General features: G+C 44.1%; 11 protein-coding genes. 7 read left to right on the top strand and 4 right to left on the bottom strand.

The window, feature by feature from the left end; genetic code table 11:
• Positions 1-25: 25 nt before the first annotated feature.
• The 7 genes from ccoN to J3L18_RS02435 all read left to right on the top strand — a co-directional run bounded on the left by ccoN (position 26) and on the right by J3L18_RS02435 (position 7,580).
• Positions 26-2,152, top strand: coding sequence for a cytochrome-c oxidase, cbb3-type subunit I (ccoN, locus tag J3L18_RS02405; RefSeq protein WP_091170098.1), 2,127 nt, complete (start codon positions 26-28; stop codon positions 2,150-2,152).
• 8 nt (positions 2,153-2,160) lie between these two features.
• Positions 2,161-2,352, top strand: a complete 192-nt coding sequence (locus J3L18_RS02410; RefSeq protein ID WP_091170095.1) for a hypothetical protein — start codon at positions 2,161-2,163, stop codon at positions 2,350-2,352.
• Positions 2,353-2,384: 32 nt separating this feature from the next.
• Complete coding sequence (locus J3L18_RS02415; RefSeq protein WP_223266224.1) at positions 2,385-3,257, top strand: cbb3-type cytochrome c oxidase N-terminal domain-containing protein; 873 nt, start codon at positions 2,385-2,387, stop codon at positions 3,255-3,257.
• Between the two features lie 5 nt (positions 3,258-3,262).
• Entirely contained in the window at positions 3,263-4,636 is a 1,374-nt protein-coding gene (gene ccoG / locus J3L18_RS02420; RefSeq protein ID WP_129570510.1) for a cytochrome c oxidase accessory protein CcoG, read from the top strand.
• A gap of 4 nt (positions 4,637-4,640) precedes the next feature.
• Positions 4,641-5,060: a FixH family protein gene (locus J3L18_RS02425; protein WP_167516062.1), complete on the top strand. Its 420-nt coding sequence runs from the start codon at positions 4,641-4,643 to the stop codon at positions 5,058-5,060.
• On the top strand, positions 5,057-5,743 hold the full coding sequence (locus tag J3L18_RS02430; RefSeq protein ID WP_129570511.1) for a sulfite exporter TauE/SafE family protein: 687 nt from the start codon (positions 5,057-5,059) through the stop codon (positions 5,741-5,743). Before J3L18_RS02425 ends, J3L18_RS02430 begins: the two co-directional genes overlap by 4 nt.
• A gap of 61 nt (positions 5,744-5,804) precedes the next feature.
• Entirely contained in the window at positions 5,805-7,580 is a 1,776-nt protein-coding gene (locus J3L18_RS02435) for a hypothetical protein (RefSeq protein WP_129570512.1), read from the top strand.
• Positions 7,581-7,644: 64 nt separating this feature from the next.
• Here the strand turns inward: J3L18_RS02435 and hemN are convergent, their stop codons facing one another.
• The 4 genes from hemN to J3L18_RS02455 all read right to left on the bottom strand — a co-directional run bounded on the left by hemN (position 7,645) and on the right by J3L18_RS02455 (position 12,374).
• Entirely contained in the window at positions 7,645-9,012 is a 1,368-nt protein-coding gene (hemN, locus tag J3L18_RS02440) for an oxygen-independent coproporphyrinogen III oxidase (RefSeq protein ID WP_129570513.1), read from the bottom strand.
• A 5-nt stretch (positions 9,013-9,017) separates the two neighbouring features.
• Complete coding sequence (locus tag J3L18_RS02445; protein WP_129570514.1) at positions 9,018-10,055, bottom strand: 2-hydroxyacid dehydrogenase; 1,038 nt, start codon at positions 10,053-10,055, stop codon at positions 9,018-9,020.
• Between the two features lie 82 nt (positions 10,056-10,137).
• Entirely contained in the window at positions 10,138-11,190 is a 1,053-nt protein-coding gene (locus J3L18_RS02450) for a response regulator (protein ID WP_091170069.1), read from the bottom strand.
• Positions 11,187-12,374 (bottom strand): PAS domain-containing sensor histidine kinase, encoded by a 1,188-nt coding sequence (locus J3L18_RS02455; protein ID WP_129570516.1) that lies wholly within the window; start codon positions 12,372-12,374, stop codon positions 11,187-11,189. The genes J3L18_RS02450 and J3L18_RS02455 overlap by 4 nt, the downstream gene beginning before the upstream one ends.
• Between the last annotated feature and the right edge of the window lie 139 nt (positions 12,375-12,513).

Here is a 12,513-nt window from a genome sequence, read left to right on the forward strand (position 1 = left end):
ACACCATCAAATTATTTAATATCATATGCAGCCCGAAAATTTTTACTATGACAACAAGATCGTCCGGAATTTTGGTATCGCCACGGTGATCTGGGGTATAATTGGGATGACCGTAGGCCTCATCGTAGCCATACAATTGTATAGCCCGGGGATGAACATGGGCAACCAATACACTACATTTGGCCGCATCAGGCCCTTACACACCAATGCGGTGATCTTCGCTTTTGTGGGTAACGCTATTTTTATGGGTGTTTACTATTCATTACAGCGGCTGTTAAAAGCGCGGATGTTTAGCGATGCCCTTAGTCAAATTCACTTTTGGGGCTGGCAGCTCATCATTGTTTCGGCTGTTATTACGTTGCCCTTAGGTTTAACCACCTCGCATGAATATGCTGAACTTGAATGGCCAATAGATATTGCAATTACCCTTATCTGGGTTGTGTTTGGCATTAATATGTTTGGAACCATATTTAAACGCCGCGAACGGCATTTATATGTTGCCATATGGTTTTACATAGCCACGTTTGTCACCATTGCCGTATTGCATATTGTAAATTCATTTGAACTGCCGGTATCAGCCTTTAAAAGCTACATGGTATATGCCGGCGTGCAGGATGCACTGGTACAATGGTGGTATGGCCACAATGCGGTGGCATTTTTCCTGACCACCCCATACCTGGGCATGATGTATTACTTTTTGCCCAAAATGGCCAACAGGCCTATCTACTCATATAAGTTAAGTATCTTGCACTTTTGGGCGCTCATTTTTATCTATATCTGGGCCGGCCCGCACCATTTACTGTACACCACGCTTCCCGGTTGGGCGCAGTCATTAGGTGTTGCCTTTTCTATTATGCTGTTAGCACCAAGCTGGGGCGGCATGATCAATGGCTTGCTCACCCTGCGAGGTGCCTGGGATAAAGTTCGTGACGACGTGATCCTGAAGTTTATGGTAGTTGGCTTAACTGCTTATGGTATGGCCACTTTTGAAGGCCCTATGCTTTCATTGAAACAGGTGAACGCCATAGGCCACTTTACCGATTGGATAATTGCCCACGTACACGTTGGCGCTTTGGGCTGGAACGGCTTTTTAACCTTTGCCATCCTTTACTGGCTTATTCCGCGTATTTATAAAACGCAGTTATATTCAAAAAAGATGGCCTCGTTTCATTTTTGGATAGGTACGCTCGGGATCCTGTTTTACGCTATACCAATGTATTGGGCTGGTTTTACCCAGGGTTTAATGCTTAAAGAGTTTACACCCGAGGGGATACTGAAATATCCCGCTTTTCTGGAAACAACGATGCGCATATTGCCTATGCATGTTATGCGGTCTGTAGGTGGTGGATTATACCTGCTGGGCGTTATTGTAATGGCATATAACCTTTGCCGCACCGCGCTGCAGGGCAAACTCGTTGCAAATGAGCCTGCCCAGGCTATGCCGTTGCCTGCTTTAAGCACAACCGGGCATGAAGAAACATGGCACAGGGTATTGGAACGCCGCCCAATACAAATGATGATAGCCGCATTGCTGGTTATACTGGTGGGTACTTTTATTGAGTTGATGCCAACGCTGACTATATCATCAAATATCCCAACTATCGCGGCGGTAAAACCTTATACTCCGCTTGAGTTGCAGGGACGTGACCTTTATATCAGAGAGGGCTGCTCAAACTGCCACTCACAAACTGTAAGGCCTTTCCGCTCAGAAACCGAGCGCTATGGCGAATACAGCAAGGCCGGCGAATTTGTTTATGATCACCCGTTTTTATGGGGATCAAAACGTACCGGGCCCGACCTGGCGCGCGAGGGCGGCAAATACGGCAATGCCTGGCACTATAACCACCTGATGGACCCACGCCTCATGTCGCCGGGGAGTATTATGCCAAATTATGATTGGCTGTTAACCCAAAATCTTGATACGGCTACCACAGCCGCCAAAATAAAGGCCATGCGCACACTGGGTGTCCCATATCCCGAAGGATATGAAAAAATAGCCAACAACGATCTTAGTAAACAGGAAAAAGAAATTGCCGATAACCTGTATAACGATCATATAAAGGTTAAAAACAATAAAGAAATAGTAGCCTTGATAGCTTACCTGCAACGTTTGGGTACCGATATCAAAGCAAGCAAAACCGCCGCTAAATAACAAAAGCAATGTTTAAGCAATTTACAGAACACATTTCGGGTGCCCAGGGTTACCTGTTATTTTCTCTGGGGATCTTCCTCGTATTTTTTATTGTAGTAGCTATCCTGCTTTTCAGGCTCAGGAAACAGCATGTAGATCATATGCGTAATCTGCCTTTGAAGGATAGTCATGGTGAATCCCTTAATTCTTACAACTTATGAAATACCGCCGCCTGTTAATTTTACTTGTATTGATGATACCGTTACAACCGGCAATGGCCGCCGATGACAGCCTGATACCGGGCGATTTGATGAACGAGATAGGGTATGGAGCAATTATAGCCATGCTGGCATTGTTTATTGTAGCCATGCTGGTATTGCTCAGGGCGCTTAGGGTATTGACAAAAATAACGCTCCGGGCGCAGGGGTACACAGAAGAGCAGATCATAGCGGAGATGAAACCCGCCAAAAAAGTTAAAAAGGCTAAAACAGAGGTTTGGAACAAATTACTGTCGCTAAGACCGATGTCTGAAGAAAAGGAGCTGATCATAGCACATGATTATGACGGTATCCAGGAGCTTAACAATCCTATTCCTGGCTGGTTCAGCTACATGTTTTATATCACCATTGTTTTTGCAGTTGGTTACATCCTCATTTATCATGTCTTTGGCTTTGGGCAGTTACAATATGATGAATATAAAACGGAGATGGCCCAGGCAGATATTGCCAAAAAAGAATACCTGAGCAAGGCCGCCAACCGGGTTGATGAAACCACAGTTAAACTTGTTACCGATCAGGCTGTATTGGCTTCGGGGCAGGCGATCTTTAAACAAAGCTGCGTTCCCTGCCACGGCGATCACGCACAAGGGGTAGTTGGCCCCAACCTTACCGATGATTACTGGCTGCATGGTGGTAAGATCAATGATGTGTTTAAAACCATAAAATATGGCGTACTGGCCAAAGGAATGCCCAACTGGGAGAAACAGTTATCGCCCAAGCAAATCTCGGATGTGGCAAACTATATAAAATCATTGCATGGCAGCAATCCGGCTAATCCTAAAGAACCGCAGGGCGAAAAAGATGCGGATGACATTGCGGCAAAAGGCAAAAAGATAGCAAAAATATAACGATTATGGACGGCTTACTGGCGGCAAAAGAAAACGGGAAAAGACAGTGGATGTATCCGCTGGTACGTAAAGGCAGGTTTTATAAATGGAGAAGCTGGTTAAGCTATTTTTATCTCATTTTCTTTTTTGCCGGGCCGTTTTTACGAATCAATGGCCAGCCGTTGTTGCTGCTCAATGTGATAGACCGGCAATTTGTACTGCTGGGGCAGGTGTTTTGGCCGCAGGATATTTTTCTGTTTATGCTGGCTTCGCTTGTTTTTTTAGTTTGCGTGGTAATATTTACTATTGCTTTCGGTCGTATTTTCTGCGGTTGGATTTGCCCTCAAACCATATTTATGGAAATGGTTTTCAGAAAGATAGAGATTTGGATAGAAGGGGATGCCAATAAGCGTAAAAAGCTTGACGCTGGTGCCTGGACACGGGAAAAAATCATCAAAAAAACAGCCAAACATGCTTTGTTTGTATTGGTATCCTTTCTGATCGCCAACACTTTCCTTGCTTATATCATCGGCAGCGAAAGCCTTGTTAAAATTATTGTTGAGCCTGTTACAGCCCACTGGGTTGGTTTTATCAGTATATGGGTATTCACCATTGTATTTTATTTGATTTACAGCCAGGTACGCGAGCTGGTTTGCACATTGATATGCCCTTATGGGCGTTTACAAAGTGTATTGATTGATGAGCATACTTTAGTAGTAGCTTATGACGATGTGCGTGGCGAACCACGGGGCAAGTTAAGCCGTAAAGCGGACCCCTTTAACTTGAAAGGCGATTGCGTTGATTGCAGCCTGTGCGTTGCTGTTTGCCCTACAGGTATTGATATTCGTAAAGGAACTCAAATTGAATGTATCAACTGTACTGCCTGTATAGATGCCTGCGACCAGGTAATGGACAAGATAGGAAAGCCCCGCAACCTGATTGGCTACTTCTCCGAAAATATGATCAGGCTGAAAGAAAAGCCCTCGTTTACCGGGCGCATGATGGGATATACCGCGGTAATAACCGTGCTGGTGGCTGTACTTGGTTATTTTATTTTCAGCCGGAGCGATATGGATATCACCGTTATGCGCAGTGCGGGAATGCTTTATCAGCAACAGCCGGGCGGTTACATTAGTAATATTTATAATGCCGAAATCATTAATAAAACCAATCAGGATAAAGTGATCAGGATAGGGGCGGATGATCCGGCTGTTAAGATCAGTTATATCCAAGCGCCCGGACCGGTTGCAAAGGGCGGATCGGCTAAAACGGTGTTTTTTGTCATGCTCCCTGCATCAAAAGTACATGCCGCCAAAACTACCATTAAACTGAACTTGTTGCTTGGCGGTAAGGTGGTTCAATCTGTTAAAACCAATTTTATAGCACCAACAAATGATTAAGCATATGAACTGGGGAAAAGGAATAGTAATAGGCATGCTGGCTTTTATGAGTTACATTGTAGCCATGGGCGTTGCCATGTTCAGGCAGCCCGACGATGTCGATCCGCATTATTACGAAAAAGGGCTTGCGTTTAATGCCGATTATGATAAAGAGAAGCAAGTACTTAGCGATAAAGCACAGCCATCAATCAGCATTAACAACAATATTCTTTTAGTAAAGTTTACAGGTCTGGTAAAGGGAACAGCAGATTTGAAGCGCCCGGATGACGGCAAAATGGACAAACATATCAACCTGGAGAGCAACCTGGCAGGTAATGTTAATATTCCGCTGACTGATGTAAAGCCAGGTAGGTGGCAGCTGGTTTTTAATTGGGAAAGCAACGGCAAAAAATACCTGTATACCAAAGAAATATTTATACCATGAGCACCAGTCAAATCGCTTTTTTTATAGGCTTGTTTGGCAGTGTTCACTGTATAGGAATGTGCGGCCCGCTCGCCTTCGCTATCCCCATTAACCACAGTAGCTTTTGGCTGCTCTTGTGGGATAAGTTGGTATATAACCTTGGGCGTACTATAAGTTACGCAACCCTCGGGTTAATAACCGGGCTCATCGGTAAGCAATTATGGCTTTCAGGTTTGCAGCAGGGGGTAAGCATCATTAGCGGGATACTGATCCTGCTGGCGGCCGGTTCAAGATTGTGGAAGTTGAAAATTAGTAACAAAAGTACTGGTAACTGGCTGCTGAAGCCTTTTAATGCGTTGCTTACTTACGCGTTACAGCATCGGGCCGGCCATTTGGCCATAGGCTTGTTAAACGGCTTTTTACCCTGCGGTTTTGTTTACCTGGCGCTAATAGGTGCGGTAAACACTTCGTCAGTGGGTGCTTCCGTGCAATATATGGTTTGGTTTGGTTTGGGTACCCTGCCTTTAATGCTGGCGGTAACTGTTGGCAGTGGATTTGTTAACCAGGGCATCCGAAGAAAGATGAACAGGGTGGTTCCCTATTTTATGCTATGCCTTGGCGCCTGGTTTTTACTGCGCGGGCTCACACTTGATATTCCTTATCTGAGTCCGCCAGCGGCAAGCGGAACTGTTATTTGTAAGTAACACCGTAGGCAGATTGATGAGCCTCATGTTTATTCTAAATACATAATATTAAATTAATTATATGCACAGCTTTCATATACCTGTTTTAGGTTTGGGATACTCTGTTGATACACCACTAAAAGTGGCCCGGTACGGTATCTCGTCCGTTGTTTCAATTGTTGATGATGAACTCGTTGAGCGTATGCGGCAGTATCATTCAACTCAAAATGGTTTGCCATTTACGCCAATTTTAAAAAGTGGCCCCGACAGCCGTTCAAAACGGATTACAGCCTATCTTAATTTATTAAACGAACTGGTAAATAGGCAGTTTGAAGAACTTAAACAAATGCCATTTAACCAGGGAATGGACATCGACCGTTACTTTAACCTATTACCTGAGGCTTCGGCTTCAAAGCAGGGTTACGAACTGATGAACGAGTATCCTGAGGGGGAACGTAAACAGATCTTTCAAGATCTTTTGCGCGCCAGAATGAACAAAGGTGCTATTGATGTAAATATCATGGCCAAAGTTGATAAAATGAACTTTGACGCAGACGGCAATTATACCGGCGATACCCATACCGACGCGCTTGCTGCTTTAAAAGGCTTTGCTGAAAGCGATCTGGATTCATCAGTGGTACTTTCGGCGGGAATGAACCCGAGGCTGTACAGTTACCTGGAAACTTTTAAGTGTTTTTATCCTGATGGCAATAACGAGCTTCGTAAACGGATCGTTTTAAAGGTGAGCGATTTTCGTTCGGCGCTGATCCAGGCTAAGTTTTTAGCAAAGAAGGGGCTGTGGGTATCAGAGTTCAGGATTGAATCGGGCCTGAATTGTGGAGGGCATGCTTTTGCTACTGATGGCCTGCTGCTCGGGCCCATCCTGGAAGAGTTTAAACTGAAAAGGGAAAATATGATACACGAGCTGCTTGCCCTCTATCAACCTGCACTTGCCGAAAGGGGGTTTACAGAGACCATTCCGGCACAAAAGATCAGCGTACAGGGTGGGATAGGCACTATGCAGGAAGATGTTTTTTTGCGGGAGCATTATCAGATGGATGCTACCGGTTGGGGCAGTCCGTTCCTGCTGGTACCAGAGGCCACCAATGTTGATGAACATACGCTGCAACAATTGGCGGGCGCCGGCCATGATGATTTTTATGTAAGCTCGTCATCACCGCTGGGTATCCTGTTCAATAACTTCAGCAAAAGCTCGGGCGAAGAGCAAAGACTTAGCAGGATAGCAAATGGCAGGCCGGGTAGTCCCTGCAATAAAAAATATTTAGTATCAAATACCGAGTTTACCGAACATCCCATTTGCACAGCATCACGTGAGTACCAGCATCTGAAAATAAAACAGCTAAAACACAGTGAGCTTCCGGTAGATGAAATTCAAAAACAGATAGATGCTGTTACCGAAAAGGTTTGCTTATGCGAAGGGCTTTGTGCATCTGCTTATATCAAAAACGATATTCTGAAAGCCCGGGAAAACAAGGCAGTAACCATTTGTCCCGGACCAAATATCGCCTTCTTTTCAGGGGTTTATACGCTTGATGATATGGTTAGCCATATCTATGGGCATATCAACTTGCTTGAGGCAACAACCCGCCCTAATATGTTTATCAATGAGCTAAACCTTTATATCGATTACCTTAAAAAGGACATTTCGGGCTATGTAGCAAACCTCAACGAAAAGAAAGGAAAATACCTGCTCAAATTTAAAGACCAATTACAGCAGGGCATCACATACTATAAACAGCTGATCCCGCAAATAAGCAACCAAACCCAGGATTACCTGGAGCGGATGCTGAAGGACCTGGTCTTATCAGAAGAGAAACTGCAATTGCTAAATATCTAAAACAAAGAAACCGGGAATCAATCCCGGTTTCTTTGTTTAACTGATAGTTGGTGTTGTCAAAGCCTTATCCAGTCATGCTGAATAACTGCGTAGTAGGCTTGTCGGCCCATAGGCGGGCATCAAGCGCCATACATATATTGCGTAAAAAGCGTTTACCCATGGGGGTAACAGTAATGCACCATGAATTTAATTCAACCAGCCCGTCCTGCTCAAATTGGCGCATACGTTCCAGCCCCTCTAAAAAAGCTTCACTTGTTTCATTATGCAGGTTCCAGCAGGTTTTGCCGTTACACATGATATTTAAAATATGCCTGCGAATGCTCAGATCATCGGCCGTAAGCATATGACCTTTAAATACCGGCAGTTGGCCGGCGTTAACCAATTGCAGGTATTCCTCTACTTTTTTTACATTTTGGGCAAATGCATACCAGCTATCGCTTATGGAGGATACGCCCAAACCAATCATTAATTGGGTATATTGATGGGTGTAACCCATGAAATTACGGTGCAGCGTACCATTTTGTTCGGCTAAGTAAAGACTATCCGTAGGCAAGGCGAAATGGTCCATGCCAATTTCATGATAACCCAATGCTGTAAATAATTCGCGTCCGCATTCATACAAAGCCCTTTTTTCATTAGCATCGGGCAGATCATTTTCGGTGAAACGGCGCTGACCGGGTTTTATCCAGGGTACATGGGCATAACTGTAAAAAGCAATCCTATCGGGCATTAATTTCGCCACTTGGGCAATGGTATCCTTTAGCCCGTTGATGGTTTGAAGCGGGAGGCCATATATCAGATCGAAATTAACGGATGTATATCCGATCCGTCGGGCTTGCTGCGTAACCAGTTTTACCAGTTCAAAACTCTGGATCCGGTTAATGATAAACTGAACCCTCGGGTCAAAATCCTGGATGCCGAGGCTTATCCTCCTGAAACCAAGATTATATAAAACCTGTAAATGATCAACAGTTGTATTGGCGGGGTGCGCCTCAAAACTAAACTCGGCCTGGGGATGAATAGTTGATGAATTTAATATACCATTGATCAGTATGGCCAGGTGTTCGGGTTTAAAAAATGTAGGTGTGCCGCCGCCAAGGTGTATTTCCCTGATAATGGGTTTGCTTTCAAAGGTATTGACGTACATGGCCCACTCCATTAAAACAGCTTTAATGTACGGCTCTTCTACCCGGTGGTTTTTGGTGATGCGGGTGTTACAACCGCAATAGGTACACAGGCTTTCGCAAAATGGCAGGTGAATATACAGGCTGATCCCGTCACGATCGTTACTCTCCTTAAAAGAAAGCGATACTGATTTTCGCCATTCCTCTTCATCGAAGTTTTCAATGTTCCAATAAGGTACCGTAGGGTAACTGGTATAACGGGGAGCAGCAACGTTGTATTTATCAATAAGGTGCTGGGGAATTTTCATAAATATTAAGCTTTGGTAGTATCAACCGTTGATAGCTCACCGGTCGCTTTGCAGTTTTTTGCACACACACACGCATTTCCAACGCACTTTTTAGCCTGCCACTGATCAAGATTTTTTATGGTTTGATTAGCAATTTGCTGTAATGCCTCACTGGTTAAAAAAGCCTGATGGGGGGTGATGAGGACATTTTTAAAGGTCATCAGTTTTTCCAGCAATGGGTCTCTATCGGTATCATGTTGATGCTGCTCAAAAAACAGGCCTTTTTCTTTTTCATAAACATCAAGTCCTAAATAACCTATTTTACCGGTTTCAACAGCCCGTAATGCTGCTTCAGTATCAATTAACCCTCCCCGCGAAGTATTCAGGAGCATGACTCCATCTTTCATCAAAGCAAGGGTCTCATTATTTATCATATGATAGTTTTCGGGGCAGAGGGGGGCATGTAATGAAATTATATCGGCAGTAGCAAGCAGGTCATTCATAGCCACTTGTTCAATTCCTGGCAAATTTGATTTGGCAAGCGGATCGTATCCAATAACACGACAGCCAAAGCCGTTAAAGATAGCGGCAGTCGCCTGCCCGGTATGTCCCAGGCCAATAATGCCAACTGTTTTGCCGTATAAATTAAACCCCATGAGGCCATTCAGCCTGAAATCAAATAGGTGGCTATGGGCGTTTGATTCGGTTAAATGCCTGTTTAGGGCAAGTGCCATGGCAACGGTATGTTCGGCAATAGCCTGCGGCGAGTATTCAGGTACGTTGGCCAGTTTTATGTTGCGCAAAGCTGCTGCTTCCTTATCGATATGATCTGTACCAACCGACCGGGTAGCAATATATTTAACGCCAAGATCGGCCAGTTGGTTGATAACATAGGCAGATACATCGTCATTGGTAAAAACAACCACCGCTTCCTTACCTTCGGCATAAACCGCGGTTTCAGAATTTAACGGGTTAGAGATAAGGGTAATATCATGTTTTTTTTGGTTCGCTCTGGCCAAAAATTCCTTTTCGAACGCCTTGATACTGTAAGCTACAACTTTCATCTATACACATTTATATTAAACAAAACTACCTGGCTGGCATCATCAAAACCATGAGCGCGGTCAGTGATAAAAATGACCTTTATCAGTTTCTCATTTTTACCAGTTTGTTAAGGTCTGTTATATTGATGGTTGCACCTTTCTTTTCTATCAGGCCTTCCTCTTTAAAATCAGAAAGCGTACGGCTTACCGTTTCGGTAGCCATACCGGCCATTGATGCCATTTCTTCCCTTGATATTTTAAATTCCTGCGTTTCGCCGTTTTGCTTGTTCAGCCTTACCAATACCTGCGCCAGCCGTTTCCTTACCGAATGGTAGGCCAGCTCGATTAGCTGTTCTTCCTTTTCTTTGATATTGTTTGACAGTATTTTCAAAAATTGCCGGCCAACGTCGGGATATCGGTCAAGCATGGTTAAAACGGTATCTTTTGGCAGCAGGCATATGGCCGCGTCTTCGGTTGCTTCGGCAGTTTCGCCGTAAGCATCATCAAGCAGCAGGGCATGTACGCCAAGGTAGTCGTCGGCTTTGTATAAGCCGGTCATCAGTTCCCTGCCGTCTTCGGCCAGTTTAAATGTTTTTATGCTGCCTTCCATCACCAGGTAAATTCCCTGCGGGCTATCCCCGTCATAAAATAATACTTGTTTTTTTCTTATCTGCCTTATTTTTCTACTGGCTATCAATGCGTTTAATTCGGCTGCTCCGTTGCGCGAATTGATGGCCAGGTGTTCTATTTTTTGCAGCGACCTGCTAAAAAATGCCTGTTGTTTTTCTTTTTTGCTCAACCTGCTATCAATGGCATTAAGCAATTCTATATCGTCAAAAGGTTTGGTAAGATAATCATCGGCACCCATTTCCATGCCTTTTCTAAAGTCAACCCGTTCGGCTTTCGCGGTTAAAAATATAAAGGGTATGTTATCCGTTTCGGGCGATTTGCTGAGCATGAATAATACGCCATACCCGTCAAGCTCGGGCATCATGATATCGCACAAAATAAGGTCCGGTTTATGCTTTATAGCTAAGTCGACACCAATTTTGCCGTTGCCGGCCTGCAATACCAGGTAGCCGGAAAGCTCCAGTATTTCGGCGGTGCTTTCCCTTATATCGGTATTGTCTTCAATAATGAGGATACTTTTTTTCATGATTGCGAAAATGTGAGCGTGAATGATGTTCCGTAATTAACTTTGCTTTCAAATTGCACCGTGCCGTTGATCAGGCCAACGTAGCGCGCTACTATATTAAGGCCGAGACCAGTACCTGATATATTGCCGGTGTTATGTGCCCTGAAAAACGCTTCAAACAAGTGCTTCTGGTCATTTTCAGGGATTCCTATACCATTATCCTTAACCACAACAACCAACTGATCGCTGGCTACCTCCGTGTTAAATTCAATAAAGGTATTTTCGCCCGAGTATTTGATGGCGTTGCTGATCAGGTTAATGATGCAGTTTTTTAATAATGCGGGATCCAATTTAAAAACACTGGTAGTACCGGTATGCTGATAAATGATATTTTGGTTTTGTTTGGCTACCAGTTGCATTTCTTCTGTTATTTCCTCGCCAAATTTTACCAGGTTAAATTCGGTAAATACGGGCTCGACCTTGCCGGCTTCGAGTTTTTCGAGCGACAGAAAATCATTCAGGATACCCGTAAGGTTACCTACCGACGTTTTTATTTTGGCGATGTGTTTGCTGATGTTAGGATTGCTAAACTCTTGCGCATATTTTTCAACAAGAATGGCCGATAACTGGATGCTGCTCAGAGGGGTTCTGAATTCATGCGAGGCCATTGATACAAAACGGCTTTTCATCTGTCCAAGTTCTTTTTCTTTCTCTAATGACAGGCTAACTTCTTCTTTAGCCTGCAGCAACTCGCTTACCGAATGCTTTAAAGAAATTGTACGCTCCTCAACAAGCTCTTCTAAATGGACGGCGTAGTCCTTTAATCTTTCTTCTGCCTCCTTTTCGCGTGTGAGATCATGGATAAAACCGGTATAGATTTTTCGGCCTGAAAACTGTACTTCACTTACCCCCAGGCGGAAAGGGAATACAGAGCCATCTTTTTTTAACCCCTTAACTTCGCGGCCAAAACCTATAATGTGCGCCTTGCCTGTGTTTTGATAACGGTTTATATAACCATCGTGCAGCTCCTTATCGGGCGGGGGCATTAAAACAGATACATTTTTACCAATTACTTCACCGGGACTGTATTGAAACAGATTACATGCTGCCGGATTGATAGATTCGATAATTCCGTGGCTGTTTATGGTAATAATGCCGTCTATGGCATTTTCAATAATTGCTTTTAGCAGCGCGGCATTCTCCATCAGCGTTTCCTTGTTTAATGACAAAGATCACGAATGGATTTAGTCTTCAATATGATGTGCCTCACCATAAAAAGTGATCACAATCACTTTTTATGGTGAGGCACAAAGTAAAAGGATGGTTGAGTGTAGAGCAACCATC

The organism is Mucilaginibacter gossypii, from assembly GCF_017569325.2.
In the GTDB taxonomy this organism is placed as follows: Bacteria; Bacteroidota; Bacteroidia; order Sphingobacteriales; family Sphingobacteriaceae; genus Mucilaginibacter; species Mucilaginibacter gossypii.

Coding starts and splice junctions, on each gene's coding strand:
- ccoN (WP_091170098.1), top strand. CDS start 26: ATGCAGCCCGAAAATTTTTACTATGACAACAAGATCGTCCGGAATTTT.
- J3L18_RS02410 (WP_091170095.1), top strand. CDS start 2,161: ATGTTTAAGCAATTTACAGAACACATTTCGGGTGCCCAGGGTTACCTG.
- J3L18_RS02415 (WP_223266224.1), top strand. CDS start 2,385: ATGATACCGTTACAACCGGCAATGGCCGCCGATGACAGCCTGATACCG.
- ccoG (WP_129570510.1), top strand. CDS start 3,263: ATGGACGGCTTACTGGCGGCAAAAGAAAACGGGAAAAGACAGTGGATG.
- J3L18_RS02425 (WP_167516062.1), top strand. CDS start 4,641: ATGAACTGGGGAAAAGGAATAGTAATAGGCATGCTGGCTTTTATGAGT.
- J3L18_RS02430 (WP_129570511.1), top strand. CDS start 5,057: ATGAGCACCAGTCAAATCGCTTTTTTTATAGGCTTGTTTGGCAGTGTT.
- J3L18_RS02435 (WP_129570512.1), top strand. CDS start 5,805: ATGCACAGCTTTCATATACCTGTTTTAGGTTTGGGATACTCTGTTGAT.
- hemN (WP_129570513.1), bottom strand. CDS start 9,012: ATGAAAATTCCCCAGCACCTTATTGATAAATACAACGTTGCTGCTCCC.
- J3L18_RS02445 (WP_129570514.1), bottom strand. CDS start 10,055: ATGAAAGTTGTAGCTTACAGTATCAAGGCGTTCGAAAAGGAATTTTTG.
- J3L18_RS02450 (WP_091170069.1), bottom strand. CDS start 11,190: ATGAAAAAAAGTATCCTCATTATTGAAGACAATACCGATATAAGGGAA.
- J3L18_RS02455 (WP_129570516.1), bottom strand. CDS start 12,374: ATGGAGAATGCCGCGCTGCTAAAAGCAATTATTGAAAATGCCATAGAC.